This is a genomic window from Mesorhizobium sophorae (assembly GCF_002270415.1).
Taxonomy (GTDB): Bacteria; Pseudomonadota; Alphaproteobacteria; order Rhizobiales; family Rhizobiaceae; genus Mesorhizobium; species Mesorhizobium sophorae.
The window spans coordinates 415,771-431,039 of record NZ_NNRI01000001.1 but is presented as its reverse complement, the minus strand read 5'-3'; the positions used below and the strand labels follow the sequence as shown (position 1 = coordinate 431,039).

Genomic DNA, 15,269 nt, shown 5'->3' with positions numbered 1-15,269 from the left:
GCGCCTGGACTGGAAGGGAACACAAAAATGATAAGCAGAAGAACTGTTCTGAAATCGGGCGGCGCAGCGGCCGCCTTTGCCATGGTCGGCGCGCCGTCGATCCTGCGCGCCGCCGACACCGTCAAGGTCGGCCTATCGATCCCGATCACCGGATTGCAGGCGATCCTCGGCGAGACGCTGCTCAATTGCTACAAGCTGGCGGCTGCCGAACTCAACGCCGCCAATGGCATTGGCGGCCGCCAGGTCGAATTGTTCATCGAGGACAACCAGACCACGACCAAGGGCGCGATCGACAAGGCACGCAAGCTCATCAACGAAGACAAGGTCGACGTGATCATGGGCACCATCATCTCGCCCGAGCGCAGTGCGACGCTGTCCGTCACCTCGAAAGCCAAGAAGCTGTTCTTCTACCCGACCAACTTCGAAGGCGGCGAATGCAACCGCTACTTCGTCGCCACCGGCCCTATCCCGATGCAGCAAGTCGACCCGATGATGCCCTGGGTGGCCGAGAACCTCGGCAAGACGATCTATGTCATGGCCTCCGACTATGCCTGGCCGCAGAAGATGACCGAGGCGATCACCGCGGCCTACGAGAAGGCCGGCGGCAAGATCATCGGCGCCGATTACTATCCGTTCGGCACCACCGACTTCGGCCCGGCCTTCCAGAAGATCAAGTCGCTGAAGCCCGATGTCGTCTGGTCGATGGTGGTCGGCAACGACGCCGTCACCCAGCTCAAGCAGTATCGCAGCTTCGACATCAAGCAGCCGCTGATCGCGCCGCTCGACGAGGTCTTCAACAAGGATGCGCTGCCCCCCGGCGTGGCGGCCGGAACCTACGCGCCGCAGCCCTACTGGATGGCGCTCGACAATCCGGTCAACAAGAAGTTCATCTCGAGCTTCCGCGAAAAGTTCGGCCAGGAGAAGATGGTCAACGGCATCGGCGAGGCCGGCTACAATGGGCTGCATCTCTACGCGCTGGCCGCCGAGAAGGCCGGATCGCTGAAGGACGACGATGTGCTGGCGGCGTTGCCATCGATCGAGTTCGACGCGCCGCAAGGCAAGATCCGCGTCGACGCCACCAACAACCACACGCTCTGCCATTCCTATGTCGGCAAGGCGGCGGCAGATGGCATCGGCTACGAGATCGCTAGGGATTTCGGCGTCATCGCACCTGTGACGCCTTACTGCAAACTGTAGCGAACTAGCTGCGCGGCTCAGGCACTGCAAGGTGGCCTGAGCCGCGCAGAACTTCCGATGGCGACGCTTGCGCTCAGGCCATCAATTTCGGTAAAGCGGCCGCCAGTGCATCGACGGCCAGCCGTACCTTCAACGGCAGATGCGGCGTCTGCAGCCAAAGCGCGTGACAGTCGTAGAGATATCGCGGCTGATCCGGCAGCAGCGCCTCCAGCGCGCCGGCCTGAATGCGCTCGCGCACCAGCCAATAGGGCAACCAGGCAAGGCCCATGCCTTCAGCAGCGGCATCGGCGATGGCATCGAGATCGTCAAGCCGCAGACGGCCGGTCGGCATGATCTCCTGCGCGGCTTGCCCCTCGCGCACGAACAGCCACGGCTGAACGACCTGGCCGAGCCGGCGGTAGACAATGGCCTGATGGTCGGCGAGATCCTCGATCCGCCGCGGTTCGGCGTGGCGTTGGAGATAGGCGGGTGCCGCGCAGACGACCATGCCCTGGCGCGCGACACGACGCGCGATCACCCCTGCCTTGTCGTCCAAGGCGCCGGTCCGGATGGCAAGATCATAGCCGTCCTCGGAAAGGTCGGCGAAGCGGTCGCTGAGCGACAGGTCGAGTTCCAGCATCGGATATTGCCGCGCCAGCCGCAGCAGTATGGGTGTCACGCAGTGGCGGCCGAAATGCGCCGGCATGGTGACGCGCAGTTTGCCTCGCGGTTCGGAAAACTCGTCGGCGGCGAGCGCATCGGCGGCTTCGGCCTCGGCCAGCACGACCCGGCAGCGTTCGTAATAGGCGCGTCCGAAGTCGGTCAGGCTCTGCCGGCGCGTGGTCCGGTTGAGCAGCCGCACGCCCAGCCGTTCCTCGAGAGGATCTCGCCTGCATAGCTCATTCGGTTCAGATAATTTGGAGTAACCCGAATGGCACGTCTTGTTCGCTTCCACCAGCATGGTGGCCCCGAGGTCCTGCGCATCGAGGATGTCGATCGTCCCGGACCGGGGCCGGGCGAAGTTCAAATCCGCGTCAAGGCGCTCAGCCTCAACCGCGCCGAGGCGTTGCTGCGGGCTGGTGCCTATATCGAAACGCCGACGCTGCCCTCGGGGCTTGGCCTCGAAGCGGCGGGCATCATCGAGGCGGTGGGCGAAGGTGTGACGGATTTTGCGCCAGGCGACAGCGTCAGCATCATCCCGCCGCAATCGATGATCCGCTGGCCCGCCTATGGCGAGCTTGCCACCTATCCTGCCGGGCTCGTCGTCAAGCACCCGCCCTCGCTCGACTGGCCAATGGCGGCGGCGGTCTGGATGCAATACCTCACCGCCTATGGCGCGCTGGTCGATATCGCCAGGCTGCACAGCGGAGATTTCGTTGTCATCACCGCGGCATCGAGCAGTGTCGGGCTTGCCGCGATCCAGATCGCCAACAGGCTTGGCGCCACCGTGATTGCGGTGACGCGGACAACGGCCAAGAGGCAGGCCCTGCTCGACGCCGGCGCGGCCTATGTGGTGGCGTCTACGGAGGAGGATTTGGCCGCACGGCTCGATGAAATCGCCGGGCCGCAAGGCGTGCGCGTCGTGTTCGATGCGATCGGCGGCCCGATCTTCGAGCCGCTGACGGCGGCGATGGCGCGGGGTGGCATTCTCATCGAGTATGGTGGCCTCAGCCTGGAGCCGACGCCGTTCCCGTTGTTCGCCGTACTGGCCAAGACGCTGACGCTGCGCGGTTATCTCGTCCACGAGATCACCGGCAACCCGGCGAAGCTGGAAGCGGCCAAAGCGTTCATCCTCGAAGGTCTGGAGACCGGCGCGCTGAGGCCGATCATCGACAGAACTTTCCCGTTCGAGCAAATCGTCGAGGCGCATCGCTTCCTGGAATCGAACCGGCAGTTCGGAAAGATTGTGGTGACGGTTTGAGCAACAATCCCTTGAAGGCGCGCCTCTGCATTCCTAATTGCCTTGTGCGGGCCGGGCCCCTCTGACTGTCGCTTCTTTGGCGATTGTGATGTCGGACCGCTATAACGGGCCCGTTTCCATTCTTTTCGGTCAAGCGGGCTCATTCTTTTTTGGTTTGGAGCCCCTCATGACATCTTCCCTCCTTGGTTTGGTTTGCCCCTCCTGCCGCGTTGCGCTCGTGATGAGCGAACGCCAGGGGATCGAGATCGATTATTGTCCGCAGTGCCGAGGCGTCTGGCTTGATCGCGGCGAACTCGACAAGATCATCGAGCGTTCCGGCAGGGACGCCGCGCCTGTGCAACAGCCACAGCCGGCAGCATTCTCCCAGCCGCAACATGGCCAAGGGCGCGATGACGATTACTCCCGCTCGCAGGGCCACCGCTATCCCAAGCGGAAGAAATCATTCTTCGAAGAATTGTTCGATTGACCGCATGATGTCCGGCGTCCGGGCCGGCGTTTGCTGAATATTTCCGAAACCACATCGAAAAGGCCACCCCCGATGATGCCTCGCTCAAGCCGATTTGCCGCCCTGATTGCAGGGCTGGTCCTTGCATTCTCCATGGTCGCGATGGATCACGCCGAGGCTCGTCGCGGCGGCAGTTTCGGCAGTCGTGGCACGCGTACGTTCCAATCGGCACCGCCGACCAGAACGGCACCAGCGCCGATCGCTCCGGTCGAGCGTTCGATGACGCCCAACACCGGCGTGAACACTCCGGTGCGGCAACCGCAGGCCGGCCTGCAGAGGCCCGGTTTTATGAGCGGCTTCGGCGGAACGATGATGCGCGGCCTGCTGCTCGGCGGCCTGATCGGCCTGCTCGTCGGCCAAGGCTTCGGCGGCCTGGCCGGCATGTTCGGCTTCTTGCTTCAGGCCCTGCTGATAGGTGGCGCAATCATGCTGGCCATTCGCTTTTTCCGGTCGCAATCCGCGCGTGGCCCTGTGCTCGCGGGTGCCGGCAATGGCCAAACTTCCGATGCCCAATCTTCCAATGCTCAAGTTTCGAGATTTGAGAACCGCGCAACGGCACAGCAACAGGCAGACACGGCACGCTCCTTTACAATTCCCGGCTTTGGCGGCGGTTCGGGCGGAGGCTCTCCAGCCACCGGTTCGGAGGAGATTACGCTGGCTCAGACCGACCTCGACGCGTTCCAGCGGCTGCTGACCGACGTCCAAGAAGCATTCGGGCGCGAAGACCATGCCGCCCTGCGCCGGGCGACGACCCCCGAGATGGTGTCCTATCTGTCCGAGGAGCTGGCCGACAATGCCCAGAAAGGTCTCAGGAACGACGTATCGGACATCACTTTGCTGCAGGCCGACATCGCGGAAAGCTGGCGCGAGGATGACCGCGACTACGCCACCGCCGCACTACGCTACGAGTCTCGTGACGTGATGCGCGAACGGGCCAGCGGCAAGGTCGTCGAAGGCGACGATGAGCATCCGACAGAGACGACGGAGCTGTGGACATTCATGCGCGAGAATGGCTCGAGCTGGAAGCTCTCGGCAATCCAACAGGCTTGAGCCCCGGCCAGCTTTGTTCCGAGGCTTCGAGGGAAGTTGCGGCGTTCAGCCCACGTTCTTGACGCACATCGGCGTGCCGATCTCGACGGCCTGTCCGGTTTCGGTCAGCATGCCGCTGTCGGTTGTCGCGCCCTGAAAATACGGGCGCCTCGCGATTCAAGCGGCCGATAAATACCAGACAGGCATTGCGCATTGTTTGCTCCCCTGCCCGCCAGCGCTTCGGCGCGCGGTTACGGCCTAGATTTCGCCTGTTCATGCTTGCAACGGAATCCCATATGTGAAAATACTATTTACAAAAGAAGATTGACGGAGGAGACGTCGTGTTTTCTGGCGCTTTGATGCGTGTTGCGGTCCCTGTGCGGTGCTCGCCACTGGCCTGGCGGAGCCAGCCATGAACGACTTCGCGCCCACCGTCGGCGTCGCCTCGACGCACCCCGCCAACATGCCTGAGGAGCACGCCGCCCTGCCGGTTTGGAACGCCGAAAACTGGTTCTATGAGGACTGGCCGGTGGGCCAGAAAATCCGCTCGTTGCGGCGCACCATGGCGGAAGGCGACAGCCACCTGTTCAACACCCTGGTGCTCGACATCCACCCCTATGTGCAGGACCAGATGTTTGCCGAGACGGAAGGCATTTTCGGCAAGCGGCTGATCGCCGGGGCCTTCGTATTTTCGGCTGGCCTCGGGCTGGTCGCCACCAATTGCATCAATGCCTTTTCCTATGGCTACGACAAGCTCCGCTTCATAAAGCCTGTCTTCATTGGCGACACGATTTATTCGATCCGCTCCAACCTCGACAAGAAGCCGCGCTACAAGGAGATGGGGCTGATCCGCGCCAGCTACGAGGTGTTCAAGGGCGAAGGGGAACTCGTTCTCTACTGCGAGCATCTGCAGACTGTGAAGTACCGAAACCCGGCCGACTTTGTCGGCAAGACGGAGAAATAGCGATGCCGGCAGCAGCCGAATTGCCGCTTGCCGGTCTCGTCGTCGTCGACATGAGCCAGTTCCTGTCCGGGCCTTATTGCTCGCTCAGGCTGCTTGACCTCGGCGCCCGCGTCATCAAGATCGAGCGTCCGGATGGCGGCGACCTGTCGCGCCGGCTCTATCTCAGCGACACCGAGATCGGTGGCGACTCGACAATCTTCCATGCCATCAACCGGGCCAAGGAAAGTTTTGCTATCGACCTCAAGAACGAGGCCGACCTCAAGACGCTGCGCGGCCTGCTGGCCAAGGCCGATGTGCTGATCCAGAATTTCCGACCGGGCGTCATCGAGCGGCTCGGCCTCGACTACGAGGCGGTCCGCAAGATCAATCCGCGCCTAGTCTATGCCTCGATCAGCGGCTATGGCGAGGACGGCCCATGGGTCAAGCGGCCGGGCCAGGATCTGCTGGCGCAGTCGCGCTCCGGTGTGATGTGGCTGAACGGCGACGAAGACCAGGGCCCGGTGCCGTTCGGCCTCGCCATCGGTGACATGCTGGCGGGCGCTGCCTGCGCACAGGGTATCCTGGCAGCACTTGTGCGGCGCGGCATCACCGGCCAGGGAAGCCATATCGAAACCAGCCTGCTGGAAGCGCTGGTCGATTTCCAGTTCGAGGTGCTGACCACGCATCTCAATGACGGCCGTCGCTTGCCCCGGCGCTCCAGCTTCCGCAGCGCGCATGCCTATCTTTCGGCGCCTTACGGCGTTTACCCCGCCAAGGACGGTTACCTCGCCATCGCCATGACGCCGATCCCCAAGCTGGCCGATCTGCTGTCTCTTGGCGAACTGGCGCCCTATCGTGACAAGCCGGCATCGTGGTTCACTGCGCGCGACGACATCAAGGCGATCATCGCGCAAAGGATCGCCACCAAGGCCATCGACGAGTGGCTTGATATCCTGGAGCCGGCCGACATCTGGTGCGCCAAGGTACTGACCTGGCCGGAGATGCTGGCAAGCGAAGGGTTCGAGTCGCTGGACATGCTGCAGACGGTGACGCGCGAGGACGACGTCTCGATCCTCACCACCAGTTCGCCGCTGAGGGTCGACGGTGTCAGAGCCAAGGTCGAACGGGCGGCACCGCGCATCGGCGAGCACAGTGCTGCAATCCGCGATGAGTTCGGGCTGTGAGCGAGCCCACGCCCGTGCCCGTCCTCAGGGGCATGACCTGGAGCCATCCGCGCGGCTACGATCCGATGGTCGCCTGCTCGTCGCTGTGGAAGCAGACGACCGGCGTTGCCATTGAATGGGACAAGCGTTCGCTGCAGGATTTCGAGTCCTTCCCGGTCGAGGAACTGGCGCGGGCCTATGACCTCATCGTCATCGATCATCCGCATGTCGGCCAGATCACGGCGGAGCGCTGCCTCGAGCCGCTCGACGTCACCGGCCGCGAGGCGGAGCGCGCGGCCCTTGCCTCGGGCAGCGTCGGAAAATCCTATCCGAGCTACAACTGGCAGGGGCGGCAGTGGGCGTTCCCAATCGATGCGGCCAGCCAGGTCCAGGCCTGGCGACCGGATGCACTCGATGCGCCGCCATCGCGTTGGAGCGAGGTACTCGATCTCGCCGGGCAAGGCCGCGTGCTGTTGCCGTTGCGGCCGCCCCACGCGCTGATGGTCTTCTACACGCTTGCCGGCAATCTGGGTCATCCCTGCACGACCGATCCCTCTCGCGATCTCATCGACCTCGAGGCCGGCAGCGACGTCTTCGAGGCTATGCGCGAGATCGCGGCACTGGTCGACCCGGCCTGCTTTGACATGGATCCGATCGCCGTCTCGGAGCGCATGGCAGAGACGGATTCCAGAATCGTCTGCGCGCCGCTGATCTATGGTTACGTCTCCTATGCGATGGCTGGGTTCCGCGCGCACCGCCTTGCCTTCGCCGATATCCCGGTCATCGGCGCCGGCGGCCCCATCGGTTCGGCGCTTGGCGGCACCGGCATAGCGGTTTCAGCCTTCTCCAAGGCAAAAGATGCAGCGATCGACTTCGCCTACTGGGTCGCCAGCGGCGATGTCCAGCGCGGTGCCTATGCCGCCGCGGGCGGCCAGCCCGGCCATGCCGCGGCGTGGGAAGATCAGAAGGTCAACGCCGCCACCGGCAACTTTTATCGCGATACGCGCGTGACGCTGGAAGGCGCATGGGTGCGGCCGCGCCATGACGGTTACATGGCATTCCAGCAGGCGGCGTCCGACTGCATTGTCGTCGGCCTGACTTCCAGGCACCGGGCCGGCCAGGTCGTTGCCGATCTCAATCGCCTGTTCCGGGAAAGTGTTCCGGTGCAGGTGTCCCGCGCTGAGGCGAGAACGAACGAACCCAGCTAGTCGAGCCGCCACAGCTTGCGGGCATTCGCGAACAAGAGCTTTTCGAGTTCATCGACGCTGCAGCCTGAAAGCAGCGCATGGGTCGCGGCCACCCAGGTCGAGAGGCCGCCGCCAAGCGTGCAGACCGGCCAATCGCTGCCCCAGACGACGCGGTCCCAGCCGAACGCATCGATGGTGTGTTCGACATAAGGCCGCAGCGTCCCGGCCGTCCAACTGCCGGGATCGGCATAGGCGACGACGCCGGAAATCTTGGCCATGACATTCGGGCGGCGCGCGATCTCGCTCATGTGTTCGCGCCATGGATGTTCGCCATTGCCCTTGATATCGGGGACGCCGCAATGGTCGAGCACGAACTGGACATCTGGCGCCAGGTCGGCAAGCGCGATCGCCTTGGGAATCTGGTGCGGCAGCACGACCAGATCGAAGGTCAGCCCGCTGCCGCCAAGCCGCTTGATGTTGTCCCGAAACAGCGCGCCTTCCGAGAGATCGTCGGGCACGACATGGAGGACGCGGCGGAAACCCTTGACGAAGGGATCTGCCCGCTGCCGCTCGAGATAGGCGGCAAAGTCTGCTTGTTCCGGCCGGCAGGACGCGATCGCCCCAGCCAGCATGCTGCCGGGCTGCCGCGACAGCCCTTCGACACGAATGGTCTCGGCTTCGATGTCCGCCGGATCGACGTCGACCTCCATATGCAGCACGCACCCGACGCCGACGCGGTGGGCCTCCACGGCGTATTCCTCATAGGAAAAATCGCGGTCGAGCGCCGGCACGCCGGCAAGCCAGGGATAGCGCAGCACCGAACGATCGATGAGATGCAGATGGGTGTCGACGATCACTGTAGCTCCTCCTCTTGGGTCGTTAGATCATCTCACGGAGGAATTCTTCATTCAAATAAGAATTTACGTGGATGAACCGACCGCCGAGCCGGCCAGGTGCGACAGCTTTTCGGCCGTGACCAGTAACAGTTCGATGGTCCTGGTGATGTCAGGCGCGGAGGGCGCGTTGACGACGGTGATGTAGGGAATCGACAGTGCCGCGATCGCCTTGCCGTCGGAACTGCGCACCGGGGCCGACAGGTTGAAGACACCGGCGGTCTGCATCGAGGCCATCATCTCGTAACCACGGTCGCGGATCTGGTCGAGCTTGGCGAAGAACTCGGCCGATTGCGCCGTCTTGTCGGTGCTGCGGACGTGTTCCGAAATCATCATCTGCCGCTCTTCCTGGGAGCGGAAGGCCAGCAACACATGTCCTGAACCGGTGTCGAAAAGGCTGATGTGCGAGCCGACGCGGATCGAGATGCCCCAGTAGTTCGGTGCCTCCTGCTGGGCGATCACAACGGCGGAACCACGATCAAAAACAACGAGTTGGTTGGCCTGCTGCGACGTTTCGGCCAGCTCGCGCATCAGCGGCGTGGCGTAGGAAACCAGCCGCCGCACCGGCGCATGCAGTTGCGCCAGGCCAAACAACTTCAGCGTCAGCGAATAGCGGTCGCCATCCAGCCGGGTGACATAGCCGCGCCGCACCAGCCGGTCGAGCATGCGGTAGAATTCGTTCGGGCTGCGGTCGAGTTTCTTGGCGATTTCAGCTTGCGTCAGGCCGCCGTCCACGCCGGCCAGCAGTTCGAGGATGTCGAGCCCCTTGTCGAGCGCAGGCGCGCGATAGCGCTCGTCTTCGCTGTCATCCATGGCGCATCTCTCCAGTGAATTCGATTCTTCATATACGCAGGAACGCGGCCGACGGAAACAAATTTCGCCTTGACGTACCCGTGAATGTTTTGTTTGTATATGAATGTAGCACTTCTTGTCATCAGACGAGTTGCGGTCGCCGCTGAGGCGCACCAAGGGAGGATACCAATGAACAGACTGCTTTCCGGCGTGTCCGCCGGCGCATTGTTGCTTGCATCCGGTGCAGGCACGGCCCTTGCCGGCGACCTGCCCGGCAAGTTCGAAGGCGTCACCATCGACGCCAAGCTGATCGGCGGCCAGCAATATGAAAAGCTCTATGAGCGCATCCCCGAGTGGGAGAAGCTGACCGGCGCCAAGGTCAACATCCTGACCAAGAAGAACGGCTTCGACATCGACAAGGAGCTCAAGTCCGACATCGCCTCGGGCAGCACCAACTGGTGCGTCGGCTGGAACCATTCGTCCTTCGCGCCGCAGTATACGAGCCTCTATACCGATCTCAGCAAGCTCTTGCCCAAGGCAGAGATCGACGCCTTCGTGCCTTCGACGATCAAGTCGGCAACCATCGACGGCAAGCTGGAGATGCTGCCCCGCGCGCAGTTCGACGTTTCAGCGCTCTACTACCAGAAGAACCTGTACGAGAACGCCGACAACAAGACCAAGTTCAAGGCGAAATACGGCTATGATCTGGTGCCGCCGGACACCTGGAAGGAAGTCACCGACCAGGCTGAGTTCTTCGCCAAGCCGCCCAATTTCTACGGCACCCAGTTCGCCGGCAAGGAAGAGGCGATCAACGGCCGTTTCTACGAGATGGTGGTCGCCGAAGGCGGCGAGTATCTCGACAAGGACGGCAAGCCGGTCTTCAACTCCGAAGCCGGCATCAGGGCGCTCGACTGGTTCGTCAACCTCTACAAGGTCAAGGCGGTGCCGGCCGGAACCACCAACTATCTGTGGGACGACCTCGGCCAGGGCTTTGCCTCCGGCACAGTCGCCATCAACCTCGACTGGCCGGGCTGGGCCGGTTTCTTCAACGATCCGAAGTCGTCGAAGGTCGCCGGCAATGTCGGCGTCAAGGTTGCGCCGAAGGGGTCCTCGGGCAAGCGCACCGGCTGGTCCGGTTTCCACGGCTTCTCGGTGACCGAGAACTGCCCCAACAAGGAGGCCGCGGCTTCCCTGGTGTGGTGGCTGACCAACGAGGACAGCCAGAAGCTCGAGGCCGCCGCTGGACCGCTGCCGACCCGCACCGCGGTGTGGGACTGGGACCTGCAGCAAGCAGCAAACGACCCGTACAAGAAGGAGGTCCTTGCCGCCTTCCAGGAAGAAGCCACGCACGCCTTTGCCGTGCCGCAGACGCCTGAGTGGATCGAGATCTCGAACGCCGTCTATCCCGAACTGCAGGCGGCGATCCTCGGCGACAAGACCTCCAAGCAGGCACTTGATGAGGCCGCCGCCAAGGCGACGCAGATCCTCCAGGACGCCGGCAAGCTTTAGCGACTGCTCCCAACACGGCCTCCCCCATCAGCGATGGGGGAGGCGATCGCGCCTTGCCAGGGCGAGTGTGCTGACCGATCCATGATAGCCTTCCGTTCCCCGGTCCGGGCCTCGACGAAGAAGAGGCACCGATAGTTGAATGCAACACCCCACAGGATCCTGATGAAGGGCTTCAAGCCATCCCCGCCATTCCTGCTGCTGCTTCCGGCTGTCATCGTGCTGGCGGCGGTTGTCGTGGTGCCGCTGCTTTTGTCGCTCTATTCCAGCTTCACGCCTTTCCGCCTGACGCGGCCCGAGACTTTCTTCGTCTTCATCGGCTTCCGGAATTATCTTTCGATCCTGTCCAACACCGATTTCTGGTGGGCGTTCGGCCGCACGGTGCTGCTGCTGACGATCGCGCTCAATCTCGAAATGCTGCTTGGCCTCGGCCTGGCGATGCTGGTCGAGAAGGCGACGCGGGGCCAGCGCATCCTGCGCACGCTGATGATGTTTCCGATGATGTTCTCGCCGATCCTGGTCGGCTTCCAATTCAAATTCATGTTCAACGACAATATCGGCCTGGTGAACAATGCCTTGCAGTCGCTTGGGCTCACGCAGGACGCGATACCGTGGCTGATCGAGAGCCATCTCGCCTTCATCGCCATCTCGATCGCCGAAATCTGGTCGTCGACCGCGATCTTCGCCATCCTGATCCTGGCCGGCCTGCTCGCCATGCCCAAGGAGCCGATCGAGGCGGCGCGCGTCGACGGCTGCACGCCGTGGCAGACATTCCGTTATGTGACGTGGCCGTTCGTCATGCCCTTCGCCTATATCGCCATGACCATCCGCTCGCTCGACGTGGCGCGCGCCTACGACATCGTCAAGATCATGACCGATGGCGGACCGGCAGGCCGCACCGAGCTGTTGTGGACGCTGGTGGCGCGCACCGCCTACAGCGACGGACGCATGGGCATGGCCAACGCCATGGCCTATTTCTCGATCCTTCTGTCGATCGCCTTCACCGTCTACTTCTTCAACAAGCTCGCCGCGGCGCGCACGCAGATCGGTGCTGAGTGGTGAAGATGGACGAGAATTCTTCCGCCCGCTTGAAGCGTCGGCTCACAGGCATTGTCTATCGCATCGGCCTGTTCCTGGCGATGCTGACCATCTGCCTGCCCGGTCTGTGGATCGTGTTGTCGTCGCTGCGGCCGACCGTCGAGATCATGGCCAAGCCGCCAGTGTGGATCCCGCAGGAGATTTCGTTCGACGCCTATGTCGCCATGTTCAGCGGCATCGGCAAGGGCGGCATCCCGGTGATCGAGTATTTCCGCAACTCGCTGATCATCTCGGTGACGTCGACGATCATTGCGGTGGCCATCGGCATGGCCGGCGGCTATGCGTTTGCGCGCTACCGCTTCCGCGGCAAGTCGAGCGTCTTCCTTGGCCTGATGCTGACGCGCACGGTGCCAGGCATCGCGCTGTCGCTGCCGCTGTTCTTCCTCTATGTGCGGCTTGGCATCATCGACACGCATTTCGGACTGATCCTTGCCTATGTCGCGCTCAACGTGCCGTTCACGATCTGGCTGATCGACGGCTTCTTCCGCCAGGTGCCGAAGGACCTCGCTGAAGCCGCGCAGATCGACGGCTGCACGCGCTGGCAGGCGTTCTGGCAGGTCGAGTTCCCGCTCGCCGGGCCGGGCATTGCGTCGGCCGCCATCTTCGCCTTCCTGACCTGCTGGAATGAATTCGCGCTGGCTTCACAGCTGACCCGCTCGGTGAGCGCCAAGACGCTGCCGGTCGGCCTGCTCGACTACACGGCCGAGTTCACCATCGACTGGCGCGGCATGTGCGCGCTCGCCGTGGTGATGATCATTCCGGCGCTCACCCTCACCTACATTGTCCAGAAACACCTTGTCGGCGGCCTGACCTCCGGCGCGGTGAAAGGCTGACCCATGGCAACCGTTTCCCTCACCAAGCTGACCAAGCGCTATGGCAATGTCGGGATCGTGCACGGTATCGATCTCGACATCGCCGACCGCGAATTCATCGCGCTGGTCGGCCCCTCCGGCTGCGGCAAGTCGACGACGCTGCGCATGATCGCCGGGCTGGAGGAGATCAGCGCCGGTTCGATCGAGATCGGCGGCCGCATCGTCAACGACCTGCCGCCGCGCTCGCGCAACATCTCGATGGTGTTCCAGTCCTATGCGCTCTATCCGCATATGACGGTGCGCGAGAATCTTGGCTTCTCCCTGAAGATCGCCGGTGCGGCCAAGGACGACATGGACCGACGCGTCGCCGAGGCCTCGGCCATCCTCGGCCTCGACACGCTGCTCGACCGCCGCCCGTCGCAACTGTCCGGTGGCCAGCGCCAGCGCGTTGCCATGGGCCGCGCCATCGTGCGCGATCCCGACGTCTTCCTGTTCGACGAGCCGCTCTCCAACCTCGACGCCAAGCTGCGCACGCAGATGCGCACCGAGATCAAGAAGCTGCATGCCAAGGTGCAGTCGACAGTGATCTATGTCACCCATGACCAGGTCGAGGCGATGACGCTTGCCGACCGCATCGTCATCATGCGCGACGGCCATATCGAACAGGTCGGCACGCCCGACGAGGTTTTCCGGCGGCCGGCGACGCGCTTCGTTGCCGGCTTCATCGGCTCACCACCGATGAACCTGCACGAGGCCACGATCGATGGCAGCCAGATGGTTTTCGCCAGCGGCGAAAACCTGCCGCTGCCCGGCCAGTTCAAGTCCAATGTCGCCACTGGCGACAAGGTGGTGTTCGGGCTGCGGCCTGACGATATCTATCCGACCGGCCATGGCATCAGTTCCGGCGGCGCCGCCGACGTCCACCAGATCGAGCTGCCGATCACCGTCACCGAACCGCTCGGCAACGAGACGCTGGTGTTCGTCGAATTCAACCGCACTGACTGGGTGTCGCGCATGCTGAACCCGAGGCCGCTGAAATCGGGCGAGCGGATCGCCATGAGTTTCGACATGTCGCAGGCACATCTGTTTGCCGCCGACACCGGGAAGACATTGCGGAGCTGACGACATGGCCAGGATCGAGAAAGTCGAACTGCGGATGGTGGACCTTGTGCCCAAGGTCAAGCGCACCGACGCCATCCAGAGCTTCGTCAGCCAGGAAACGCCGATCGTGACGATCACCGATTCCGACGGCGCGGTCGGCACCGGTTACAGCTACACGATCGGCACCGGCGGCTCGTCGGTGATGCGGCTCCTGTCCGACCATCTGGTGCCGCGCCTGATCGGCCGCGACCCCGACATGATCGAGGCGATCTGGCACGATCTCGAATTTGCCACCCACGCCACCACGATCGGCGCGATCACGGCCATCGCGATCGCCGCGATCGATACGGCACTGTGGGACCTGCGGGCGAAAAAGCAAAACCTGCCGCTGTGGAAGCTGGCCGGCGGCGCCAAGGACCGCTGCCCGCTCTACACGACCGAAGGCGGCTGGCTGCACATCGAGACTCAGGCGCTGGTCGACGATGCGCTGGCCGCCAAGGCCAAGGGCTTTCGCGGTTCGAAAGTGAAGATCGGCAGGCCGCACGGCTCGGAGGATCTTACCCGCCTGTCTGCGGTGCGCAGGGCGGTGGGCGACGGCTACGAGATCATGACCGACGCCAATCAGGGGTTCTCTGTCGATGAGGCGATCCGGCGCGCGGCCAGGCTGCGCGAGCTCGATCTCGCCTGGATCGAGGAGCCGCTTCCGGCCGACGATATCGACGGGCACGTGCGGTTGTCGAATTCAACGCCGACGCCGATCGCTGTCGGCGAGTCGCTCTATTCCATCCGCCATTTCCGCGAATACATGCAAAAAGGCGCCTGCTCGATCGTCCAGGTCGATGTCGGCCGCATCGGCGGCATCACGCCCTGGCTCAAGATCGCCCATGCGGCGGAGGCCTTCGACATTCCGGTCTGCCCGCATTTCCTGATGGAACTGCATGTCAGCCTGGCCTGCGCAGTTCAGAACGGCCGCTATGTCGAGTACATTCCGCAGCTCGACCAGTTGACCGGCAAGCATATGCGCATCGAGGATGGCCAGGCGCTGGCGCCCGACGAACCGGGCATCGGCATCGATTGGGACTGGGACGCGGTCAAGGCCATGAGCATCGCCGAATTCACCACGGCGATCACCGGATAGGAGAC

At 63.2% G+C, this 15,269-nt stretch carries 15 protein-coding genes; 12 read left to right on the top strand and 3 right to left on the bottom strand.

The features are described 5' to 3' along the window. Positions 1 to 27 precede the first annotated feature (27 nt). Positions 28 to 1,197, top strand: a complete 1,170-nt coding sequence (locus CGZ66_RS01790; RefSeq protein ID WP_095080866.1) for a substrate-binding protein — start codon at positions 28 to 30, stop codon at positions 1,195 to 1,197. 73 nt (positions 1,198 to 1,270) lie between these two features. Here CGZ66_RS01790 and CGZ66_RS01785 read toward each other — a convergent pair whose 3' ends face one another. Continuing rightward, a complete protein-coding gene (locus CGZ66_RS01785; RefSeq protein WP_095081110.1) occupies positions 1,271 to 2,137 on the bottom strand; it encodes a LysR family transcriptional regulator in 867 nt (288 codons plus the stop codon). Here CGZ66_RS01785 and CGZ66_RS01780 point away from each other — a divergent pair. The 6 genes from CGZ66_RS01780 (at position 2,108) to CGZ66_RS01755 (ending at position 7,945) form a co-directional block, all read left to right on the top strand. Next, complete coding sequence (locus tag CGZ66_RS01780; RefSeq protein WP_095080864.1) at positions 2,108 to 3,097, top strand: zinc-dependent alcohol dehydrogenase family protein; 990 nt, start codon at positions 2,108 to 2,110, stop codon at positions 3,095 to 3,097. The genes CGZ66_RS01785 and CGZ66_RS01780 overlap by 30 nt on opposite strands. A 166-nt stretch (positions 3,098 to 3,263) precedes the next feature. Next, positions 3,264 to 3,563: a TFIIB-type zinc ribbon-containing protein gene (locus tag CGZ66_RS01775; RefSeq protein ID WP_095081108.1), complete on the top strand. Its 300-nt coding sequence runs from the start codon at positions 3,264 to 3,266 to the stop codon at positions 3,561 to 3,563. 72 nt (positions 3,564 to 3,635) lie between these two features. After that, entirely contained in the window at positions 3,636 to 4,652 is a 1,017-nt protein-coding gene (locus CGZ66_RS01770) for a Tim44 domain-containing protein (RefSeq protein WP_095080859.1), read from the top strand. A gap of 391 nt (positions 4,653 to 5,043) precedes the next feature. After that, a complete protein-coding gene (locus tag CGZ66_RS01765) occupies positions 5,044 to 5,595 on the top strand; it encodes a MaoC family dehydratase (RefSeq protein ID WP_095081106.1) in 552 nt (183 codons plus the stop codon). A 2-nt stretch (positions 5,596 to 5,597) separates the two neighbouring features. Continuing rightward, entirely contained in the window at positions 5,598 to 6,758 is a 1,161-nt protein-coding gene (locus CGZ66_RS01760) for a CaiB/BaiF CoA transferase family protein (RefSeq protein WP_095080856.1), read from the top strand. Positions 6,759 to 6,790: 32 nt separating this feature from the next. After that, entirely contained in the window at positions 6,791 to 7,945 is a 1,155-nt protein-coding gene (locus CGZ66_RS01755) for an extracellular solute-binding protein (RefSeq protein WP_095080854.1), read from the top strand. On the opposite strand, the gene CGZ66_RS01750 is transcribed toward CGZ66_RS01755, so the two are convergent. Together CGZ66_RS01750 and CGZ66_RS01745 are read right to left on the bottom strand one after the other, a co-directional pair. Continuing rightward, positions 7,942 to 8,781, bottom strand: coding sequence for an amidohydrolase family protein (locus tag CGZ66_RS01750; protein ID WP_095080852.1), 840 nt, complete (start codon positions 8,779 to 8,781; stop codon positions 7,942 to 7,944). The two genes, CGZ66_RS01755 and CGZ66_RS01750, sit on opposite strands and share 4 nt — an antisense overlap. Before the next feature lie 63 nt (positions 8,782 to 8,844). Then, positions 8,845 to 9,630, bottom strand: a complete 786-nt coding sequence (locus tag CGZ66_RS01745; RefSeq protein ID WP_095080850.1) for an IclR family transcriptional regulator — start codon at positions 9,628 to 9,630, stop codon at positions 8,845 to 8,847. 168 nt (positions 9,631 to 9,798) lie between these two features. On the opposite strand from CGZ66_RS01745, the gene CGZ66_RS01740 reads away from it, so the two are divergent. From CGZ66_RS01740 to CGZ66_RS01720, 5 genes are all read left to right on the top strand, one after another. Continuing rightward, complete coding sequence (locus CGZ66_RS01740; RefSeq protein ID WP_095080849.1) at positions 9,799 to 11,118, top strand: ABC transporter substrate-binding protein; 1,320 nt, start codon at positions 9,799 to 9,801, stop codon at positions 11,116 to 11,118. A gap of 162 nt (positions 11,119 to 11,280) precedes the next feature. Further along, positions 11,281 to 12,177, top strand: a complete 897-nt coding sequence (locus CGZ66_RS01735) for a carbohydrate ABC transporter permease (RefSeq protein WP_095080847.1) — start codon at positions 11,281 to 11,283, stop codon at positions 12,175 to 12,177. Positions 12,178 to 12,179: 2 nt separating this feature from the next. After that, entirely contained in the window at positions 12,180 to 13,046 is an 867-nt protein-coding gene (locus tag CGZ66_RS01730) for a carbohydrate ABC transporter permease (RefSeq protein WP_095080845.1), read from the top strand. A 3-nt stretch (positions 13,047 to 13,049) separates the two neighbouring features. Continuing rightward, a complete protein-coding gene (locus CGZ66_RS01725; protein WP_095080844.1) occupies positions 13,050 to 14,147 on the top strand; it encodes an ABC transporter ATP-binding protein in 1,098 nt (365 codons plus the stop codon). Positions 14,148 to 14,151: 4 nt separating this feature from the next. Further along, positions 14,152 to 15,264: a mandelate racemase/muconate lactonizing enzyme family protein gene (locus CGZ66_RS01720; RefSeq protein WP_095080842.1), complete on the top strand. Its 1,113-nt coding sequence runs from the start codon at positions 14,152 to 14,154 to the stop codon at positions 15,262 to 15,264. Positions 15,265 to 15,269 lie beyond the last annotated feature (5 nt).

Excerpts from the sequence above, each read along its gene's own strand:
- CGZ66_RS01780 (WP_095080864.1), top strand. The coding sequence starts at position 2,108 with ATGGCACGTCTTGTTCGCTTCCACCAGCATGGTGGCCCCGAGGTCCTG.
- CGZ66_RS01775 (WP_095081108.1), top strand. The coding sequence starts at position 3,264 with ATGACATCTTCCCTCCTTGGTTTGGTTTGCCCCTCCTGCCGCGTTGCG.
- CGZ66_RS01760 (WP_095080856.1), top strand. The coding sequence starts at position 5,598 with ATGCCGGCAGCAGCCGAATTGCCGCTTGCCGGTCTCGTCGTCGTCGAC.
- CGZ66_RS01765 (WP_095081106.1), top strand. The coding sequence starts at position 5,044 with ATGAACGACTTCGCGCCCACCGTCGGCGTCGCCTCGACGCACCCCGCC.
- CGZ66_RS01735 (WP_095080847.1), top strand. The coding sequence starts at position 11,281 with ATGAAGGGCTTCAAGCCATCCCCGCCATTCCTGCTGCTGCTTCCGGCT.
- CGZ66_RS01725 (WP_095080844.1), top strand. The coding sequence starts at position 13,050 with ATGGCAACCGTTTCCCTCACCAAGCTGACCAAGCGCTATGGCAATGTC.
- CGZ66_RS01720 (WP_095080842.1), top strand. The coding sequence starts at position 14,152 with ATGGCCAGGATCGAGAAAGTCGAACTGCGGATGGTGGACCTTGTGCCC.
- CGZ66_RS01755 (WP_095080854.1), top strand. The coding sequence starts at position 6,791 with ATGACCTGGAGCCATCCGCGCGGCTACGATCCGATGGTCGCCTGCTCG.
- CGZ66_RS01770 (WP_095080859.1), top strand. The coding sequence starts at position 3,636 with ATGATGCCTCGCTCAAGCCGATTTGCCGCCCTGATTGCAGGGCTGGTC.
- CGZ66_RS01740 (WP_095080849.1), top strand. The coding sequence starts at position 9,799 with ATGAACAGACTGCTTTCCGGCGTGTCCGCCGGCGCATTGTTGCTTGCA.
- CGZ66_RS01790 (WP_095080866.1), top strand. The coding sequence starts at position 28 with ATGATAAGCAGAAGAACTGTTCTGAAATCGGGCGGCGCAGCGGCCGCC.
- CGZ66_RS01745 (WP_095080850.1), bottom strand. The coding sequence starts at position 9,630 with ATGGATGACAGCGAAGACGAGCGCTATCGCGCGCCTGCGCTCGACAAG.
- CGZ66_RS01730 (WP_095080845.1), top strand. The coding sequence starts at position 12,180 with ATGGACGAGAATTCTTCCGCCCGCTTGAAGCGTCGGCTCACAGGCATT.
- CGZ66_RS01785 (WP_095081110.1), bottom strand. The coding sequence starts at position 2,137 with ATGCTGGTGGAAGCGAACAAGACGTGCCATTCGGGTTACTCCAAATTA.